16 protein-coding genes and 1 tRNA gene are annotated in these 18,625 nt (G+C 64.5%); 8 read left to right on the top strand and 9 right to left on the bottom strand.

Features of this window, described 5'->3' with window-relative positions; all coding sequences use genetic code 11:
* Positions 1-31 precede the first annotated feature (31 nt).
* The gene (locus ACVJNE_RS00160; protein WP_499561914.1) at positions 32-1,447 is read left to right on the top strand and encodes an MFS transporter; all 1,416 of its coding nucleotides are present in this window, start codon (positions 32-34) and stop codon (positions 1,445-1,447) included.
* Here ACVJNE_RS00160 and ACVJNE_RS00165 read toward each other — a convergent pair.
* Together ACVJNE_RS00165 and ACVJNE_RS00170 are read right to left on the bottom strand one after the other, a co-directional pair.
* Positions 1,432-2,163, bottom strand: coding sequence for an RlmE family RNA methyltransferase (locus tag ACVJNE_RS00165; protein ID WP_499561916.1), 732 nt, complete (start codon positions 2,161-2,163; stop codon positions 1,432-1,434). The two genes, ACVJNE_RS00160 and ACVJNE_RS00165, sit on opposite strands and share 16 nt — an antisense overlap.
* The gene (locus ACVJNE_RS00170; protein ID WP_499561918.1) at positions 2,160-3,572 is read right to left on the bottom strand and encodes a Ppx/GppA phosphatase family protein; all 1,413 of its coding nucleotides are present in this window, start codon (positions 3,570-3,572) and stop codon (positions 2,160-2,162) included. The genes ACVJNE_RS00165 and ACVJNE_RS00170 overlap by 4 nt, the downstream gene beginning before the upstream one ends.
* Positions 3,573-3,861: 289 nt before the next feature.
* Here ACVJNE_RS00170 and ACVJNE_RS00175 point away from each other — a divergent pair.
* A tRNA-Gln gene (locus ACVJNE_RS00175) sits at positions 3,862-3,935 on the top strand.
* Between the two features lie 155 nt (positions 3,936-4,090).
* Here the strand turns inward: ACVJNE_RS00175 and ACVJNE_RS00180 are convergent.
* The 6 genes from ACVJNE_RS00180 to psrA form a co-directional block, all read right to left on the bottom strand.
* The gene (locus ACVJNE_RS00180) at positions 4,091-4,933 is read right to left on the bottom strand and encodes a hypothetical protein (RefSeq protein ID WP_499561920.1); all 843 of its coding nucleotides are present in this window, start codon (positions 4,931-4,933) and stop codon (positions 4,091-4,093) included.
* 134 nt (positions 4,934-5,067) lie between these two features.
* Positions 5,068-5,907, bottom strand: a complete 840-nt coding sequence (gene phnE / locus ACVJNE_RS00185; RefSeq protein ID WP_499561922.1) for a phosphonate ABC transporter, permease protein PhnE — start codon at positions 5,905-5,907, stop codon at positions 5,068-5,070.
* Positions 5,908-5,917: 10 nt separating this feature from the next.
* Positions 5,918-6,745 carry a phosphonate ABC transporter, permease protein PhnE gene (gene phnE, locus ACVJNE_RS00190; protein WP_499561924.1) on the bottom strand — a complete coding sequence of 276 codons (828 nt, stop codon included), beginning with the start codon at positions 6,743-6,745 and terminating at the stop codon, positions 5,918-5,920.
* On the bottom strand, positions 6,745-7,497 hold the full coding sequence (gene phnC / locus ACVJNE_RS00195) for a phosphonate ABC transporter ATP-binding protein (protein WP_368804296.1): 753 nt from the start codon (positions 7,495-7,497) through the stop codon (positions 6,745-6,747). The genes phnE (ACVJNE_RS00190) and phnC overlap by 1 nt, the downstream gene beginning before the upstream one ends.
* Positions 7,498-7,562: 65 nt before the next feature.
* Positions 7,563-8,477 (bottom strand): phosphate/phosphite/phosphonate ABC transporter substrate-binding protein, encoded by a 915-nt coding sequence (locus tag ACVJNE_RS00200; protein WP_499561926.1) that lies wholly within the window; start codon positions 8,475-8,477, stop codon positions 7,563-7,565.
* A gap of 70 nt (positions 8,478-8,547) precedes the next feature.
* The gene (gene psrA, locus ACVJNE_RS00205; protein WP_499561928.1) at positions 8,548-9,672 is read right to left on the bottom strand and encodes an iron-containing alcohol dehydrogenase PsrA; all 1,125 of its coding nucleotides are present in this window, start codon (positions 9,670-9,672) and stop codon (positions 8,548-8,550) included.
* Positions 9,673-9,765: 93 nt separating this feature from the next.
* Here psrA and ACVJNE_RS00210 point away from each other — a divergent pair, with 93 nt between their 5' ends.
* The gene (locus ACVJNE_RS00210; RefSeq protein WP_499563160.1) at positions 9,766-10,647 is read left to right on the top strand and encodes a LysR substrate-binding domain-containing protein; all 882 of its coding nucleotides are present in this window, start codon (positions 9,766-9,768) and stop codon (positions 10,645-10,647) included.
* Positions 10,648-10,735: 88 nt separating this feature from the next.
* Positions 10,736-12,409, top strand: coding sequence for a Na/Pi cotransporter family protein (locus tag ACVJNE_RS00215; RefSeq protein WP_499561930.1), 1,674 nt, complete (start codon positions 10,736-10,738; stop codon positions 12,407-12,409).
* Between the two features lie 14 nt (positions 12,410-12,423).
* Here ACVJNE_RS00215 and ACVJNE_RS00220 read toward each other — a convergent pair whose 3' ends face one another.
* Positions 12,424-13,302 carry a LysR substrate-binding domain-containing protein gene (locus ACVJNE_RS00220; RefSeq protein WP_499561932.1) on the bottom strand — a complete coding sequence of 293 codons (879 nt, stop codon included), beginning with the start codon at positions 13,300-13,302 and terminating at the stop codon, positions 12,424-12,426.
* Positions 13,303-13,436: 134 nt separating this feature from the next.
* Between ACVJNE_RS00220 and ACVJNE_RS00225 the strand changes: the two genes are divergently transcribed.
* From ACVJNE_RS00225 to ACVJNE_RS00240, 4 genes are all read left to right on the top strand, one after another.
* Positions 13,437-14,633, top strand: coding sequence for a 2-aminoethylphosphonate--pyruvate transaminase (locus tag ACVJNE_RS00225; RefSeq protein ID WP_499561934.1), 1,197 nt, complete (start codon positions 13,437-13,439; stop codon positions 14,631-14,633).
* Positions 14,634-14,745: 112 nt separating this feature from the next.
* Positions 14,746-16,005, top strand: a complete 1,260-nt coding sequence (gene phnA, locus ACVJNE_RS00230) for a phosphonoacetate hydrolase (protein WP_499561936.1) — start codon at positions 14,746-14,748, stop codon at positions 16,003-16,005.
* A gap of 11 nt (positions 16,006-16,016) precedes the next feature.
* Entirely contained in the window at positions 16,017-17,471 is a 1,455-nt protein-coding gene (gene phnY, locus ACVJNE_RS00235) for a phosphonoacetaldehyde dehydrogenase (RefSeq protein WP_499561938.1), read from the top strand.
* A 7-nt stretch (positions 17,472-17,478) separates the two neighbouring features.
* A complete protein-coding gene (locus ACVJNE_RS00240; protein ID WP_499561940.1) occupies positions 17,479-18,591 on the top strand; it encodes a TIGR03364 family FAD-dependent oxidoreductase in 1,113 nt (370 codons plus the stop codon).
* Positions 18,592-18,625 lie beyond the last annotated feature (34 nt).

The raw sequence follows: 18,625 nt of genomic DNA on the forward strand, positions 1-18,625 counted from the left end.
CCCGGCGCGCTCCCGCCGACTGGCTCGTCCGTTGAACCGCGCCATCCCGCTCATTCTGGCGGTCGCGCTGTTCATGGAGCAGATGGATTCGACCGTCATCGCCACATCGCTACCGGCCATTGCTGCCGACATCGGCACCAGCCCGATCACGCTCAAGCTCGCGCTGACCAGCTACTTCGTCGCGCTTGCGATCTTCATTCCCGTCTCGGGCTGGATGGCCGACCGCTTCGGCGCCAAGCGTGTGTTCCGCATCGCCATCGTCGTCTTCATGCTGGGCTCGCTTGCCTGCGCGATGGCCGGCTCGCTCGGCGCATTCGTGGCCGCACGCTTCCTGCAAGGCATGGGCGGTGCGATGATGACGCCGGTCGGTCGCCTCGTCCTGGTGCGTTCCACACAGCGCAGCCAGCTAGTTTCCGCCATGGCCTGGCTGACCGTGCCCGCATTGATCGGCCCGCTGATCGGTCCGCCGGTCGGCGGCTTCATCACCACCTTCTTCACCTGGCACTGGATTTTCCTGATCAACATCCCGATCGGCCTGCTCGGCGTGATCGTCTCCGGCTACGTGCTGCCGGATATGCCGCCCTCGCCCGTCGCCCGCATAGACTGGACCGGCTTCTTCCTGTCGGCACTTGCTGCCGCCGGCGTCGTCTTCGGCCTTTCGGTGGTCAGCATGCCTGCCCTGCCCCCGCTCGTCGGCGTCGCAACGCTCAGCCTCGGCATCGCGGCCGCCGTGCTCTATGTGCGCCACGCAAGGCGCATCGCCACACCGATCCTCGACCTTCGGCTGTTCGACCACCCAGCCCCGCGCATCGCGATCCTATCGGGCACCATCTTCCGCATCGGCATCGGCGCGGTGCCGTTCCTGCTGCCGCTGATGTTCCAGCTCGGCTTCGGCCTCAGCCCGTTCGAATCCGGCATGTTGACCTTTGCAAGCGCATTGGGCGCGATCGCGCTGAAATTCGTGGCGACGACCGCCCTGCGGTTCGCCGGCTTCCGCAATGTGCTGATCTTCGCGACGATCGCCGGCGCGCTCCTGATGGGCGCCAACGCCTTCTTCACCCCGGCGACGCCTTACTGGGTCATCATAGCGGTGCTGGTGGCGGCCGGCTTCACGCGGTCGCTGTTCTTCACCTCCAACAACGCGCTGGTCTTCGCCGAGATCGACGACCGGCAGGCGAGTCAGGCAACAGCGATTGCCTCGGTGGCGCAGCAGATTTCCATCGCCATGGGCGTAGCCTTCGCCGGCATGATGCTGGAGGCACACCACGTGCTGACCGGCGAGCCTACGGGGTTGGCTGCCTTCGGCCCGGCCTTCATCGGCGTCGCCCTGCTTGCTGGATGCGCGGTGCTGCCGATCCTGTGGTTGTCGCCAGACGCAGGTCTGACCGTATCCGGCCATGTCCGCAAGAAACAGCCACCGCAGGAAAGCCCTCACTCGGTCGACTGAGGGTCCGTTTCCGCCCTGCCCTTGAAGTCCTTGGCGAGGATGTAGAGCTCGACCGACTCGTCACGCGAGGCCGGTGGCTTGACGTGATGCACCGTGCGGAAATTGCGCTTGAGAAGGTCGAGCAGCCCGCCTTCCGTGCCGCCCTGGAAAGTCTTCGCCAGAAAATGCCCGCCGGGCTTCAGTACCTGGATCGCGAAATCGGCCGCGACTTCGCACAGATGCATGGTGCGGATGTGGTCGGTGCGGCGGTGCCCCGTCGTCGGCGCGGCCATGTCGGAAACGACCAGGTCGGGCGCGCCGCCCAGCGTCTCCATCAGCCGCGCCGGCGCCTCGTCGTCGAGAAAATCCATCTGCAGGATCGCGGAGCCCGGCACCGGGTCCATCTCCAGATAGTCGATGCCGACGACGGTCGGCGCATCCTCCGGCGACTTTACCCGTGCCGCCGCCACCTGCAGCCAGCCGCCGGGTGCAGCCCCCAGGTCGATCACGCGCTGGCCGGGCTTCAGCAGCTTGTGCCGGTCGTCGATCTCGATCAGCTTGAACGCCGCGCGCGAGCGATAGCCTTCCGCCTTGGAGCGGTGAACGTAGGGATCGTTGAGATGACGCTCCAGCCAGCGGCGCGACGAATTCTTCAGCCCGCTCTTCTTCTTGATCCGCGTCTTCAGCGCGCGCGCACCCCCGCCGCCCGACGCCCCGCTTTTGCCCGGCTTCTTCATCGCCCGAACGCTCCCCTGCGGCGGTTGCGGCGCCACGCGCCGTCGTCGGCCATCAGCTCTGAAAGCATGCCCTCGCGCAGGCCCCTGTCGGCGACGCGCAGGCGCTCCGACGGCCAGTGGCGGCGGATTGCCTCCAGGATCGCGCAGCCCGCGAGCACGAGGTCCGCCCGGTCCGGCCCGATGCAGGGGTTCGCCATGCGCTCCTCGAAACCCCAGCCAAGCAGCTTCTCGATCATCGCGTCGACATGTCCATTGTCCATCCACAAGCCGTCGACGCGGCGGCGGTCGTAGCGCTCCAGTCCCAGATGCACGCCTGCCAGCGTCGTCACCGTTCCGGATGTGCCGAGCAGGTGGAAACGCTCGCCAGCCGCCAGATGCGAAAGCCTTGTCCGGCCCTCGAAGCGGTCGAGCATGCCCGACACCTCCTCCACCATCGCCTCGAAGATTGCGGGCGTCACGTGCCGGCCGCCGAACCGCTCGGCAAGCGAGACGACACCGACCGGCAGCGAGGTCCACGAGACGATGTGGTTGGCAAGCCTTGGCGTGCGGTGGCGCGAAACGTCGATCAGCGCGATCTCGGAAGAGCCGCCGCCGATGTCGAACAGCACCACGCCATCCGTGCCGCGCTCTACCAGCGAGCCGCAGCCGGAAACGGCGAGTCGCGCCTCGGTCTTGCGGTCGATGATCTCCAGCTTCAGCCCGGCCTCTGTCTCGACGCGGGCGATGAACTCGGCGCCGTTTTCGGCCGAGCGGCAGGCTTCGGTGGCGATCAGCCGCGCCTTGCGCACCTGCCGCGACTGCAGCTTGTCGGCGCAGACCTTCAGCGCCTCGACGGCGCGGTCCATCGCCGGCTGACCGAGCCGGCCGCTGGCCGAAAGCCCCTCGCCCAGCCTCACGATGCGTGAGAATGCGTCGATGACGCGAAACTGTCCCGGCCGCTGCGGGATCGCCACCAGCAGCCGGCAATTGTTGGTTCCGAGGTCAAGCGCCGCATAGACGGGAAGGTCGGCCGCGCGAGACCGCTGGCCGTTGGCCGCATGTTGCCCTCCGGCCGCGCCACCCTTGCCTATGCCCGGCTGGCCCTGCGGCGCTGCCGGTGCGTCGGTCACTCCCTTGCCCTCAACTGCCTGTCCGCCTGCTGAGGCCGGCTGTGCCGCACCGGGGTTGGCGCCGCCGCCCGGCGTCACGCCGTCGCGCGCGAAAACCTTGCGGCCACGGCGTCGCTTGCGGCGTTTTCTGGATTGGCCTTTTCCGGGAGCGGCGTCACGACCATCCCGTGCCGGCGCAGGATTGCCCTGGCTCCGGCTGCTGGGGTGTCCGGAATGCGGCGCGGCGGCCTCGACCGGCCCGCCCACGCCGCCAGACGCCCCGCCCTGCGACGCATCCGCGCCCGAATCGGGGTCTTTCACTGGCTATCCTTCAGCGCCGCGCGAACCAAAAGGACGCAGCAGGCGCACTCGTCTTTTCTGTTGGCGACAGAGTATCAGCGCCGATGCGAAACACCAAGTGCGTGTACCGGCGAAATTTTCGCAACGGAGGCGCAAGGCCCGCCCCACCGCCAATCCCCGCGAAAAGCGCGGCGGCCCTGCGACGGTTTGGGGTTGACTATTCGCCGTCCGTGGCTATATCGGGCGCATTCGGTGCCGCCCAAGCTGCACCGCCGCCCGTTTCAGGGCGAACCCGGCCAATGTGCCGTGTTGGGGAATAGGTTAACGGTAGACCCACGGACTCTGACTCCGTTAGTCCTGGTTCGAATCCAGGTTCCCCAGCCACCTTCCAAGCCCTTGAAATCATTGAATAAAAATGCTTCGACTTCGCGCCTCGGCAGACAACAAATTTGACCGCATGTTGCGTTTTGTACCAACAAGCTGTGGAAAGCGTTTCAGGCCAAACCGCCTTCCCCGCACGTCATCGCAATTTAAGTTTGTCACCTATAGGTGACATCGGGCGTTGGAGAGGAGGCATTTGTTTCTGCATCAGATGCCACGAAGTACCGATAGGCCTGAACTCCGCTACTTATAGCTTGTGGGAGACCTACGAGAATCAGGGCAGCGGTGAGTATCGCAAGGATTGTCTGGTGACGCTTGTTGTCGCGATGTCGCCGCTCATCCTCTTCAAACTCCGATAGCGTCCGAAGTGCCCGGGACTCTAGCGTGTATGAATACTGCCCCCTCTTAATATCGCCATCTCCGCAAAGCGCGTCCAGAAGGAGATTGTAATAGGCATGCATTTCTTGCTGGCGGGGATGACGTATCCACCGTTTGGAATAGAGTTTCGTCATCAGATCAAAACCGGACGTTTGAAATGTCTGGTCTCGTAGCGTTTGCTCGTAGATGTATCGGAGGGCATCCATCCGATCCTTTCGTACAAGCCTCTTTCGGTTGAAAAACGCCTGCGCTATCCGATCCCGCCAGAGAATGAACCAAGCAAAATGGGTATAATGGTGCAGCAGGAAGCGCCAAGGCGAAAAATAGTAAATCTCGAATCCACGATAATAATGAGAAATCCGGAATGTAAATTCATCGAGACTTCGATTCAAAAGAACGCAATCCATTCCTCCTTGACCATGTCCGTTAAACCAAACTCCTTCAATTCCTTCCGGCAATACATTTCCGGTAACAACAAAAACGTAATCGACTTCTCCAATTTTCGCGCGGGCGGTGTAAACGTTGTTGTTGTCCGCTTCAGGTGAAGTAAGGGGAATGCTCCTGCCTGCTGGCCTGTGACTCACCACGCCAATTGCATGGCGCAGAATTCTTTCGCGCAGCATCGCTCCCCCCACCACTTGACGATGGACATCCTAATCCACGACTTGGCATTCTGACCACAGCGTCAACTGGCGAAACATTATAGGCTCGCCGCTGCCGGCGTCCTTATCGTAACCGTCCGCTTCCAGACTCACCCCTACCGCATCGCGGCGATCTTCCTCCGCAGCCAGCCGGAGCCGATTTCGGCGAGCAGCACGAGGGCGATGATCACGAGCAGGATCGCGGCGACGCGCTGGCTTTCGAGCTGCTGTGTGGTGCGTTTCAGGTACCAGCCCATGCCGCCGCCGCCGAAGAAGCCGACCACGGTCGCGGCACGGAAGGCGACGTCCCAGGTGTAGATGGCGATGCCGGTGAAGGCGACGCGCACCTGTGGCAGCACCGCATACTGGAAGACCTGCAGCGGGCTTGCCCCCACCGAGCGCATGGCTTCCACCGGCCCCATGTCGATCGCCTCCAGCTCGTCGGCGAACAGCTTGCCGGCAAAGCCGATGCAGAACACCGTCAGCGCCAGCGTGCCGGCCAGCATGCCGAAGCCCAGCACGGTCACGAACAGAATCGTCCAGATCGTCTCGTGGATCGACCGGCTGCCCATGATCGCGAAACGCCCGAAGGGATAGGCGATCCGGCGGCCGATCGTGATGTTGCGCGCCGCAAGCCACGCAAGCGGGATGGAGCAGACCACGCCCAGGAAACCGCCCAGCAGCGACATTTCCAGCGTGCGGATCACCGAATGGATGAAATCGGCATCGGAGACGTAGCCAAGATCCGGCGGGAAATAGCGCGTCGCCAGAATCTCGGCGAGCCGGGGAAAGGCCCCAAGCACGCGCGACAGGTCGATGTTGAGGAACGCGATCGACCAGCCGAGGAATGCGAGAACGGCCAGCATGACCGCGAAGCGGATCGTTGCCTCTGGGTGACGGTAGCGCGACCAGCTCCTGCGTGGCGCGGCGACGGTTTCGGCGGTAACGACGGTCATGGCGCCCTCCTCAGATCACGGCCTTGCGGGCATAGTGCGAGACGACCTCGCCGATCGCGATCAGCACCAGCACGGCCAGCACCACCAGCGTCACGCCGCCATAGTTGAACATCGCCATCTGGCGGAAGAACACGAGGCCGAGCCCGCCCGCGCCCACCAGCCCCATGATGGCGGAACGGCGGATGTTGATGTCCCACTCGAAGATGATGGTGCCGATGATGACCGGCAGGATTTGCGGCACTATACCGTAATACATAACCTGGAACTGGTTGCCGCCGACGGCGCGGATCGCCTCCCCGGGCTTGGGATCGATGTTCTCGATCGCCTCGGCGGTGATCTTCGAAATGAAGCCGATCGAGCGCATGGCGACCGCGAGAATGCCCGGAAGCGCACCCAGCCCTACCGCGCCGACGAACAGCAGCGCCCAGATGATCTCGTGGATCGAGCGCGACAGCACCATCAGGAAGCGGCCGACGGGGTAGAAGAAATATTTGCTCGGCGTGACGTTGGCGGCGCCGAACCACGCCACCGGCAGCGAGAGCACGCAGCCGAGCAACGTGCCCAGCGTCGCCATCATCAGTGTTTCCAGCGCCGGCACGATCAGGTGCGGCACCAGCGACCAGTCGATCCACAGGAAGCGTTCCAGCGTGCCGCCTATGCCCAGCGCGCCGCCCATGCGCGCCCAGTCGGTATCGACCATGATGGTGTCCCAGAAACACCAGCCGAGCACGGCAAGGGCAGCCGCCACCAGCAGCCAGTTGTTGATGCGGCGGCCGCGCTTGTGCGCGACCCATGCATCGAACCCGTGTTCGGAGACGGCCGGTGCTGCGACGCTCATCACAGCACCTCCATCGCGTAGATCTCGTCGAGGTCCTGCTTGCGCATGCCCTTCGACGGCCCGTCGAACTTCTTGTAGCCGTCCTGCATGCCGATGATGCGGTTGCAGGTTTCCAGCGCAAGCTGCACGTCGTGAATGTTGCAGAGCACCGGTACCTTGAACTCGTCGGCAAGCTCGCGAATGAGCCCCATGACATCGCGAGAGATCTTGGGATCCAGCGCCGAAGTCGGCTCGTCCAGCAGCAGGATTTCCGGCTTCTGCATCAGTGCGCGGGCAATGCCGACGCGCTGGCGCTGGCCACCCGAAAGGGCGTCGGCGCGCTTGTCGACATGGTCCTGCAGCCCGACACGCTCCAGAAGATGCAGCGCGCGGTCGATGTCCTCGCGCGGAAACGCCTTGAAGAAAGAGCGGAAGGCCCCGGTGTAGCCGAGCCGGCCGGACAGGACGTTGTCCATCACCGACATGCGATTCACCAGGTTGAACTCCTGGAAGATCATGCCGATGCGCCGCCGCAGGTGCCGAAGCTCGCCGCCGCGCAGTGCGCGCACGTTCTGGCCGAACAGCACGATGTCGCCCTCGGTCGGCTCGACCAGCCGGTTGACGCAGCGGATCAGCGTCGACTTGCCGGCGCCGCTCGGGCCGATGACCGCGCAGAAATCGCTGCCGTCAACGGAGAAGTCGATCCCCTTCAGGATCTGCGGCCCGCTCGAAGTGTAACTGACTTTCAGATTGCGAACGTCGAGCACAGGCACGCGGTTCTCCTCATGTCCGGGAGGGCCGCGGCGTGCGCGGCCCTCCACAATACCGGCCTCGTGTCTCACTGACCTTCGGCCTTCTTTTCGGCGTCGACCAGCTTGCGGATGATATCGTAATCCGAATCCTGCATGGCGACGAACTTGGTGGACTTGATGCCGTCGAAGAACGGCTTCGCATCCGCATTTTCGTGAAGCGTCAGGAACGCTTCCTTGATCGCGGCCTTGATGGGCGCGCACAGGTCGGTGCGATAGACCATCGGGTCCTGCGGGATGATGCCCGACTGCCAGAGCACGCGATAATCTTCCGGCGCGGCGAGCCCCCGGTCGATGACGTTGTCGAGGCGATGGGTGGCTACGAAGGCGTCGTCGACGCGGCCTTCCTTCACTGCTAGAGCGGACTGGTCATGGCCGCCGGTATAGACGACCTTGGAGAAATACTGCTCCAGCTCCGGTCCGGTCCCAATCTCCTCTCCGAAGACCATGCGCGGCATCAGGTTTCCTGACGTGCTGGCGGGATCGGCGAGACCGACAATGGTGCCCTTCAGCGACTCGATGCTGTCGAATTTCGAGTCGGACCGCACCACCAGCACGGCGCGATAGCCTGGCCCTTCCTCCTGGAAATGACCCTTCACCTTGGTGTAGGTCGCAAAAACCTCCAGGTTCGGGTCCTTTTCCCTGGCGAGCACATAGGAATTCGGGCCGTGGACGCCGATATGCACCCATCCGTTGACCATGCCTTCGATCACCGAGGCGTAGGATGTCGGCATGAAGAACTCGACGCTCTTGCCGGTCTTCTCCTTCAGGGCGTCGAGAAGCGGCTTGTAGATGTCGAGTTCCTGCGTCGTCTCCTCGGTCGGAATGATCGAAAAGACGAGCTGGCCGGGATCCTTGCACTCCTGTGCGAGGGCAGCCGATGCGTAGGCGACGACCGCGCCGGCGGTCGCCAGTGATGCGAGTATGCGGGTAGCAGGCTTCATGTTTTGCTCCTCCCTTTTGAGCGTCAATCCAGACGGGCGTGCTGCGCAATGCAGACACCCGAAATTCCCGTCAGGCCACCGCCTTGCGGCCGCCGCCCTCCAGTCCCGCAACGGCAATGAGATCCTCCCGCCTGCCGATGAAGTTCTGGCCGCGCTCTCCCTCGAACGCGGTATCGATAAGCGCGCGCCACTCCGCATCGTCGATGCCATAGGCGCGGAAATCGGTCGAAACCCCGAGCTTGTCGAGCGTGGTCTCGAGGCGCTCCGCCGCACCGGCTGCGTCCGTCCCGAAGATCGAGCGCAGCCCCTCCTCGCAGATGCCCCCCTGCCCGGCGACGCTGCGGATGATCATCGGCAGCGAGAACGAGCAGGCGATGCCGTGCGGCACGCCATGTTTGAGTGTGATCGGATAGGAAAGCGAGTGCGCGATCGCCGTCTTGGTGTTGGAGAATGCGAAGCCGGCCAGCGTGGCGGCACGCGCCATACGCTCACGAAGTTGAGGGTTGCGCAGGTCGCCGGCAAGCGCCGGCAGCGTTGAGAGAACGCCACGCGCGGCGGCCACCGCATGGGCCGCCGAAACGGGATTCGAATTGCGGTTCCAGAGGCTTTCAAGCGAATGCGAGAGTGCATCGAGCCCGGTCTGGATCGTCAGTTCGCGCGGCTTGCCGGCCATCAGGTCCGGGTCGACGAGCGCCACCTCGGGATAGAGCCCCGGATGCGCCAGCGAGTATTTGCTGCCGGCCGCGTTGTCCCAGACCGTGCCCCAGCAGGTCACCTCGCTGCCGGTTCCTGCCGTGGTCGGCACGGCGATCAGCGGCCAGGGCGAAAGTGTCTCTGCGCCGGCGCGCTTCTTCAGGAATGCGTCCATCGCGGCGAAATCACCGCGGGCGGCGGCGAAAACCTTGGCGGAATCGATCACAGAGCCGCCGCCGAGCGCAACGATCACCGGCGTTGCGTCAAATGCGGCGAACCGCGCCACCTGACCTTCGAGCAACGCGATGTCCGGGTTCGGCGCGATGTCCTCGACGACCAGCAGCGGCTTTCCCGCGCTCTTTTCCAGCGCGGAGGCCAGGCTTCGGAAGTAGGGTTCGCCATAAGTGACGAGCACATAGGGACGCCCGTTCAGCAGCGAACCGAGCTTTGAAAAGCTTCCGTATCCGAACTGGACGTCGACCGGGTTACGATAGGACCACACGGCGATTTCCTGCGTTGAATGTTCTTGCGCCTCGAACCGTGACCGACTTGCATTCCATTGACTAATACAAATTTCCGGCCACTATCATTGACTGTGGCTATAGTTTTCACCCATCTCCGTTCCTTCCATGCAGTGGCCGAGCATCGCGGCTTCACGGCTGCCGCGCAGGCGCTCAACATCAGCCAGCCCACCGTCACGACGCAGGTGAAGGAGTTGGAAGAGCGTTACGGCGTGGAGCTCCTCGTGCGCCGCGGCCGTCGCGTCGAGCTGACGGAGACGGGCGCGGCGCTGTTCGACATCAGCCGCAGGATCATGAAGCTGACCGAGGAGGCCGACGAGCTTCTGCTGAGCAGCGGCCATCTGACGATCGGGCAGTTGCGTGTCGCCGCCGTCGGGCCTTTCCACGCGACGGACATGATCGCCCGCTTCCTCGCCGCCTATCCCGCGATCAAGGTCAGCATGCTGCTCGGAAATTCGGACCAGACGCTGCAGCGCATCCTCGAGCTGGAGGCGGATGTAGCGATACTCGCCCATGTGGTCGACGATCCGCGCGTCCATTCGGTGCCGTTCAGCACCCACGAGGTCGTCGTCTTCGTCAACACCGACCATCCATGGAACGCGCGCGACGCGGTGTCGATCGCCGAGCTGGCCGACCAGCCGCTCATCCTGCGCGAGACCGGCTCGACGACTCGCCGCGCACTCGAACGCGCTGCCGAGGCGGCGGGCGTCGAGATCAGGCCGTTTCTGGAAATCGGATCGCGCGAGGGCATCTGGAAGGCCGTCGAGCGCGGACTTGGCATCGGCGTAGTCGCCGATTTCGAGTTCGTCGCCCACCCCCGGCTCACAACCATCGCCATCTCCGATGCCGCGATACGCACCGAATACCGGCTGGCCTGCCTGCAGGAGCGGCGCAATTCGCCGAAGATCGAGGCTTTCATGGAAACCGTGCTGGCCGATCGGCCGACTGGAAGATAGTTCCAGCCTATCGTTCCATTGACAGTATCGATTTGACCAATGGCTGCAGTGGCGCGATTCCTACAGGCTCGCTGCCGGAGCCGCCTCTATGCACATCTCACTGATCCTTCTCCACCTTGCCGGTGCCGTCATGCTGCTGCTGGTCGCGGTCCACATGGTCAGGACCGGCATGGAGCGCGCGCATGGCACGCCGCTGCGCCGACTTCTGGCGCGCGCGCGGAAGGGTCGCCTGCCCGCCGCGGCCGGAGGAACGGTCATGGCGGTCCTGCTCCAGAGTTCGACCGCGGTGGCCATCCTCGCTTGCGGCTTTGCGGCGAGTGGCGCCCTGCCCGTCTCGACCGGCATTGCGCTGCTGCTCGGCGCCGACTTGGGCTCGGCAATCGTCGTTCGGGTCCTGTCGTTCGATCTTGGCTGGCTCATTCCCGTCTGCTTCCTCGCCGGCGGTGTGCTGTTCCTGAAGACGCGCGCGCAGACGACGCACGAAACCGGACGCATGGTGCTCGGCATCGGCTTCGTCCTCATGTCGCTGCAACTCATCGCCACCGCGACCGGACCGCTGCGCGATGGCGGCATGCTGCCCACCATCGCCCGCTATCTGGCCGAGGACTATCTGACGGCGTTCCTGCTTGGCGCGGTCTTCACCTGGCTGATCCATTCGAGCGTCGCTTCGGTTCTCATGCTTGCTACCTTCGCAAGCCAGGGCCTGATGCCGCTCGAAGCGGCCGTGCCGATGGTGCTTGGCGCAAACCTTGGCGGCGGCCTGATCGCCTACTGGCTGTCGCGCGGCATGCCGGTCGAGGCCTCCCGTCTGCCTGTCGCAAACCTCCTGTTCCGCGCAGTCGGCTCCGTCCTGGCGCTCGCCCTGTTCGAAACGGCAACCCTGCCCCTGGAATGGCTCGGCGCCGATGCCGGCGCCGGCCTCGTCAACCTGCACCTTCTCTTCAATGCCGCCCTGGTCGCGCTCAGCCTGCCCTTCGTGGGCCTGATGGAGCGCCTGCTCACGCAGTTGATGCCCACTGCCACCGCAAAGCCGGCGGACGAGGACCCGTTGCGCCGCCGTATCAGCGCGCTCGATCGCGCGGTCATCGGCACGCCCCGGCTGGCGCTGGCCAGCGCCACACGGGAACTGCTGCGCATGGGCGAACTGGTGGAAGTGATGGTCCGGCCGGTGATGGACCTGTTCAACGGCGGCGACAGGGTCGAGATCGTCCGCGTCCAAGGCGTCGATGAGGACGTCAATCAGGCGCACAGCGACATCAAGCTCTACCTCGCCGAGGTCAATCGCGGCGAAATGACCAGCGAGGAGGCGCGACGCAGCATCGAGCTCACGGATTTCGCCATCAACCTCGAACACGCCGGAGACATCGTCGCCAAGAACCTGCTGCCGCTCGCCGAGGAGCGCGCGCAGAAGCGTTGGCGCTTCTCCGACGAGGGCTGGGCCGAGTTGCAGGACCTGCACCAGCAACTGCTGGAGAACATGCATCTGGCCCTCAACGTCCTCGTCTCGCAGGACCTCCCTTCCGCGCGCCAGCTCGTGGTCGAGAAAGAGCGGATGCGCGAACTCGCCCGCGCCAGCCATGACCGGCATCTCAAGCGGTTGCAGACCGGGACGCCCGAAAGCATCGAGACGAGCGGCATGCACCTGGAGGTCGCGCGCGGGCTCAAGGAGATCAACTCGCTGCTGGCGACCGTGGCCTATCCGATCCTCAAGCGCAGCGGCGACCTGCTGGAAAGCAGGCTTGCACAGCCGTCCCATTCATAGGACGGCCTCGCCGCTCAGCCGCTCGTTTCGTCTGCAAACTGCTCGGCGATCTTCCAGAACGCACGCACGAGCTTGCCGCCCGAGCGCTCGCGCAGGCAAATGAGCGCCTCGTCCATCGTCACCTCCGGCGCGTCGATCCTGAGCGGCGACAGGCCGCTGTGCCATCCGAACTCGGCAGCCGACACGAAACCGACGCCGGCGCCCGACGCGACGATCTCGCGCACCGCCTCGCGCCCCTCGGCCTCGATCACCGCCTTCAGCGGAACGCCCTGCTCCTGCGCCATCGCTTCCAGCTTGTGGCGCGTTTTCGACCCGCGCTCGCGCATGATGAGCGGATGGCCGGCAAGCTCCTGGAGTGTCACCGACTGCCGGCCTGCCAGTACATGCTTGCCTGACACGAAGGCGATGATCGGCGTGGAGTTGAGATGCAGGATCTCGAATTCCCTGCCTTGCGGAATTTCGCCCAGAACGCCAAGGTCGGCCTCATACGCGAACAGGCTCGAAATCACCGTCTCCGTATTGCCGGACCGCACGCTGATCTGGATGCCGGGATAGGCCTCCCGGAACCGCCCCAGCACATGCAGCAGATGGTGGGCCGCATCGGCAACGATGCGCAGCGTGCCCGACCTCAAAGCCTTCGATTCCGACAGCAGATCGTGCGCCTGCTGCTCGGTGTCGAACATGCGGTGGGTGATGTCGAGAAGCTGCTGACCCTGCCGTGTCAGCGAAACCTGCTTCTTGTGCCGGTTGAAGAGAAGAACGTCGTATTCTTCCTCCAGCTTGCGGACCTGGTCGGAGATCGCCGGCTGGGTCAGGAAAAGCGCCTCGGCCGCGCGCGAAAACCCACCGCAGATGGCGACGTAGTGAAAGGCCCTAAGCTGAACGTAACGCATGCTCTTTCCTTTTTGCCGGCTATCCGACACGTCGACTATCCATCGCCAGGGCTTATTGATGGATACAAAATAACGATTTGGCAAATAGAAAAGCCGAGCGCATGGTGCGCCCATCTTTATCGGAGATGCACACCATGGCGCCGGAATTCTCGCAAACCGCCCCGCTGGAAGCGCCCGCGCTGGGCGAGCCCTACCTGCTGACACCCGGCCCGCTCACGACCGCCTATTCGGTCAAGCAGGCGATGCTGAGGGACTGGGGTTCTTGGGATGCCGACTTCCGCGCGATGACCGCCGATCTGCGCCGCCGCCTCCTCGCTCTGATCGGCGACGACAAGGGCGCCTATGACTGTGTTCCCATGCAGGGATCGGGATCGTTCTGCGTCGAGGCGATGCTGGGTTCGTTCGTGCCGAAGGATGGCAAGGTGCTGGTGCTGGCAAATGGCGCCTACGGGCTGCGTGCTGCCCAGACGATGGACTATCTCGGCCGCGCCCACACGCTGATCGACAAGGGCGACTACCTGCCACCGCGCGGAGACGAGGTCGCCGCAGCACTCGACGCCGATCCGGCGATTACCCACGTCATCGCGATCCACTGCGAGACCAGCTCCGGCATCCTCAACCCGCTCGCCGAGATTTCCGACGCCGTTCACTCACGCGGCCGCAAGCTGCTTGTCGATTCGATGAGCGCCTTCGGCGCCGTGCCGCTGGAGGTAAGCCGCATCCCTTACGAAGCCATGGTGTCGTCGGCCAACAAATGCATCGAGGGCGTGCCCGGCTTCGGCTTCGTCATCGCCAGGAAGACGGCGCTGGAAGCGGCCAGGGGCAACAGCCATTCGCTGTCGCTGGACGTCCACGCCCAGTGGGCGACGATGGAAAAGACGGGCCAATGGCGGTTCACGCCGCCCACCCATGTCGTCGCCGCCTTTATCGAGGCGCTGAAGATGCACGAAGCCGAGGGCGGCGTCGCCGCGCGCGGCGCGCGCTACACGCAGAACCGCGATGTCATGGTCGCCGGCATGAAGGAACTCGGCTTCGAGACGTTGCTGTCGGACCAGTGGCTGTCGCCGATCATCGTCACCTTCTTCTGCCCCGCCGATCCGAACTTCGTGTTCTCGAAATTCTACGACCTGATGAAGGACAAGGGCTTCATCATCTATCCCGGCAAGCTGACGGTAGTGGATTCCTTCCGCGTCGGCTGCATCGGCCGGATGGACGCGCACGTCATGCGCCGCGTCGTCGAGGCCGCAGGCCAGTCGCTCGCGGAGATGGGCGTAACGAGCGCAGCCCCGCCGAGCGCGGCCCTCGACGAGCGTTCGAAGCTCGCGGCCTGATGCCCGAGGGAATTCATAGATCAGATCAATCGATCCAATTCAGAATTGCGATTGGGCAAATGGATTGGAATGCGCGACACAGGCAGCGACCTGCCAGTTTTGAGGAAATGCCATGAACCAGATGTCCCCTGTCACCGTGTCGGCCAACGGTCGATCCTATGCCTGGCCGCGCGTGCCGGCGATCGCGATCTGCCTTGACGGCTGCGAACCGGCCTATCTGGACGAGGCTATTCGCGCCGGCCTGATGCCGACGCTCAAGCGCATCAAGGAGAAGGGCACGGTTCGCACCGCGCACTCCGTCATTCCGAGCTTCACCAACCCCAACAATCTGTCGATCGCGACCGGCCGCCCGCCGTCGGTGCACGGGATATGCGGCAACTACCTCTACAACCCCGAGACCGGGGAAGAGGTGATGATGAACGATCCGAAGTTCCTGCGCGCGCCGACCGTCTTCAAGGCATTCTACGACGCCGGCGCCAGGGTCGCGGTCGTCACCGCCAAGGACAAACTGCGCGCCCTGCTCGGCCACGGCCTCGCCTATGACGAAGACCGAGCGATCTGCTTCTCCTCGGAGAAGTCGGACACCACCACCAAGGCGGCCAACGGCATCGACAACGCCTCCACCTGGCTCGGTCGGCCGGTTCCCGAGGTCTATTCGGCCGAACTGTCGGAGTTCGTCTTCGCCGCAGGCGTCAAGCTGCTCAAGGAGTTCAAGCCGGACGTGATGTACCTGACCACGACCGACTATGTGCAGCACAAATATGCACCGGGCGTGAAGCAGGCGAACGACTTCTACGAGATGTTCGACAAATATCTCGGCGAGCTCGACGCCCTGGGTGCTGCCATTGTCGTGACCGCTGACCACGGCATGAAGCCCAAGCACCATGCCGATGGCTCGCCCTCCGTGATCTATGTCCAGGACCTGCTCGACGAATGGATCGGCAAGGATGCCGCCCGCGTCATCCTGCCGATCACCGATCCTTATGTGGTGCACCACGGCGCACTCGGTTCGTTCGCCACGGCCTATCTGCCCAAGGGCGCGGATCGCGCCGACATCATGAAGCGCCTGGCCGTCATCGACGGCATCACCGTCGTGCTTGGTCGCGAGGAGGCTTGCGAACGCTTCGAACTGCCGGAAGATCGCATCGGCGACATCGTCATGGTCTCCGGCGAGAACATCACCGTGGGAACCTCCGAGCACCGGCACGACCTCGCCGCCCTTGACGAGCCCCTTCGCTCGCATGGCGGCCTGACCGAGCAGGCGGTGCCCTTCATCGTCAACCGCGCCCTGCCGGACATGCCGGATGCCCCGGCGCTCCGCAACTTCGACGCCTTCTATTACGCGGCGATGGCCGCGGCACAACAAAAGTGAGGGAGGCAGCCATGACCAAAGCGGAACCAGCCATCAAGGTTCGCCACGAGCCGATGCGCATCGCCGGCGAGAAGGTCGACGCCGACGGCATCGTCGAGGTTCGCTACCCGTGGGACAATACCGTGGTCGGCACCGTGCCGGCAGGTGGGGCCGAGCATGCGCGCCGCGCCTTCGAGATCGCGGCAGCCTACCAGCCGAAGCTCACCCGCTACGAGCGCCAGCGCATCCTGTTGCGCACCGCCGAGCTTCTCAATGCGCGCAAGGACGAGATTTCGGATCTCGTCACACTGGAGCTGGGCATCTCCAAGCAGGATTCGCTCTATGAGATCGGCCGAGCCTTCGACGTCTTCACGCTCGCCGGTCAACTGGCGATCCACGATGACGGCCAGGTCTTTTCCTGCGACCTCACCCCGCATGGCAAGGCACGCAAGATCTTCACCATCCGCGAGCCGCTGACCGCGATTTCCGCGATCACGCCGTTCAACCATCCGCTGAACATGGTTTCGCACAAGATCGCACCGGCGATCGCCACCAACAACTGCGTCGTCGTCAAGCCGACCGAGCTGACGCCGATGACCGCGCTGGTTCTGGCGGACATCCTCTACGAGGCCGGCCTGCCGCCCGAAATGCTCTCCGTCGTTACCGGCTGGCCGGCCGACATCGGCGACGAGATGATCACCAATCCCAACATCGACCTGATCACCTTTACCGGCGGCGTGCCCGTCGGGAAGCTGATCGCCTCGAAGGCCGGCTACAAGCGCCAGGTGCTGGAACTCGGCGGCAACGATCCGCTGATCGTGCTCAACGACCTCTCCGACGAGGACCTGGCCAAGGCCGCCGATCTCGCCGTTGCGGGTGCCACCAAAAATTCAGGCCAGCGCTGCACCGCCGTCAAGCGCATCCTCGTCCAGGAGAAGGTGGCCGACCGGTTCGTGCCCATGGTGCTGGAGCGCGCAAAGAAGATCGTCTTCGGCGACCCGATGGACCCGGCAACGCAGCTCGGCACCGTCGTGCACGAGAAGGCGGCGGCGATGTTCGAGAGCCGCGTCCACATGGCGGCGGAAGCCGGAGCCGAGGTGCTTTACAACCCGGGTCGGCGTGGCGCCCTGCTGCCGCCGATCGTCGTCGACCATGTGCCGCACGAATCCGAACTGGTGATGGAGGAGACCTTCGGCCCGATCGTCCCGATCATCCGCGCGCCCGATGACGACGACGCCCTGATCGCGCTCTCCAACTCCACCGCCTTCGGCCTTTCCTCGGGCGTCTGCACCAACGACTACCGCCGCATGCAGAAATATATCGCGGGGCTCAAGGTCGGAACCGTGAACATCTGGGAAGTGCCCGGCTATCGCATCGAGATGAGCCCCTTCGGCGGCATCAAGGATTCGGGCAACGGCTACAAGGAAGGCGTGATCGAGGCGATGAAGTCGTTCACCAACGTCAAGACCTTCTCGCTGCCCTGGTAGAGCCCGCATGACATATGATCTCGCCGTCGTCGGCGCGGGCATCGTCGGGCTGGCCCATGCGCTCGCGGCGGCCAGGCGCGGTCTCAGCGTCGTCGTCATCGACCGCGACGCACAGGCCAACGGTGCATCGATCAGGAATTTCGGCCTCGTCGTGGTGTCCGGCGAGGAGCCCGGCCGCCAGCGGAAACTCGCTGAACGGTCTCGCGAGATTTGGCTCGAAGTCGCCCGGCCTGCCGGCATCGAGGTCCTGCACACCGGTCTGCTAGCCGTCGCGCAGCGCCCGGAGGCGCTGGCTCTGCTGGAGGCGTTCGCGGCCAGCGAGAGCGGCGCGGGCTGCACCTTGCTCTCCCCCGCCGAGCTCGGCCGCAGACAGGATGGCCTGAACCTCGGCAACCTGCGCGGCGGGCTCCTCAGCCCCGCGGAAATCCGCATTGAATCGCGCGAGGCGATCCCGAGGATCGCGGCCTATCTCGAGGCCGAGCTGAAGGTCGATTTCCGTTTCGCCACGACCGTTATCGGCGTCTCTCCTCCGGTCGTCGAGACGAGCAGCGGCCCGATCCGCGCCGGCAAGGTCGTCGTCTGCCCGGGCGACGATCTCACCGGGCTCTTTCCCGAGCTGATCGCCCGGCATAACGTCCAGCGCTGCAAGCTGCAGATGCTGCGCCTTGCCCCGAGCGGCCTGCGCCTAGCCTCGGCCGTCGTCTCCGACTTGAGCCTGATCCGCTATTCCGGATACGCGCTGCTGCCCGAAGCCTCGGCCCTGCGCGCGCGGCTCGAAGACGACAGCGCCGAAGCCCTGCGCAACGGCGTGCACATGATCGCCGTCCAGAGCGCCGACGGTTCGCTCGTCGTCGGCGATTCCCATCATTATGGGAAGACGCCCGATCCGTTCGGCTCGGAAGCCGTCGACGCGCTGATCCTTCGCGAGTTCGGCGCGGTCTTTGCAAAATCACCGACAGTCTCGGCGCGCTGGACCGGCACCTACGCCTCCGCACCGGAGCGCGCGCATTTCCGTGAGCACGGCGGCGATGACATCCGTCTCGTGATGATCACCAGCGGCACCGGCGCCAGCACGGCTTTCGCCATTGGCGAGGAAACCATAAGCGAGCTATTCAACTGAGGCGTCCGGCACCGTAGCCGGGCAGACGTCACAC

The sequence above is a fragment of the Mesorhizobium sp. DxT genome (genome assembly GCF_058448885.1).

Bases quoted from the DNA above. Each gene is read 5' to 3' on its own strand.
- ACVJNE_RS00165 (WP_499561916.1), bottom strand. From the start codon at position 2,163: ATGAAGAAGCCGGGCAAAAGCGGGGCGTCGGGCGGCGGGGGTGCGCGC.
- ACVJNE_RS00180 (WP_499561920.1), bottom strand. From the start codon at position 4,933: ATGCTGCGCGAAAGAATTCTGCGCCATGCAATTGGCGTGGTGAGTCAC.
- phnE (WP_499561922.1), bottom strand. From the start codon at position 5,907: ATGACCGTCGTTACCGCCGAAACCGTCGCCGCGCCACGCAGGAGCTGG.
- phnE (WP_499561924.1), bottom strand. From the start codon at position 6,745: ATGAGCGTCGCAGCACCGGCCGTCTCCGAACACGGGTTCGATGCATGG.
- ACVJNE_RS00200 (WP_499561926.1), bottom strand. From the start codon at position 8,477: ATGAAGCCTGCTACCCGCATACTCGCATCACTGGCGACCGCCGGCGCG.
- ACVJNE_RS00215 (WP_499561930.1), top strand. From the start codon at position 10,736: ATGCACATCTCACTGATCCTTCTCCACCTTGCCGGTGCCGTCATGCTG.
- ACVJNE_RS00220 (WP_499561932.1), bottom strand. From the start codon at position 13,302: ATGCGTTACGTTCAGCTTAGGGCCTTTCACTACGTCGCCATCTGCGGT.
- ACVJNE_RS00225 (WP_499561934.1), top strand. From the start codon at position 13,437: ATGGCGCCGGAATTCTCGCAAACCGCCCCGCTGGAAGCGCCCGCGCTG.
- phnA (WP_499561936.1), top strand. From the start codon at position 14,746: ATGAACCAGATGTCCCCTGTCACCGTGTCGGCCAACGGTCGATCCTAT.
- phnY (WP_499561938.1), top strand. From the start codon at position 16,017: ATGACCAAAGCGGAACCAGCCATCAAGGTTCGCCACGAGCCGATGCGC.
- ACVJNE_RS00240 (WP_499561940.1), top strand. From the start codon at position 17,479: ATGACATATGATCTCGCCGTCGTCGGCGCGGGCATCGTCGGGCTGGCC.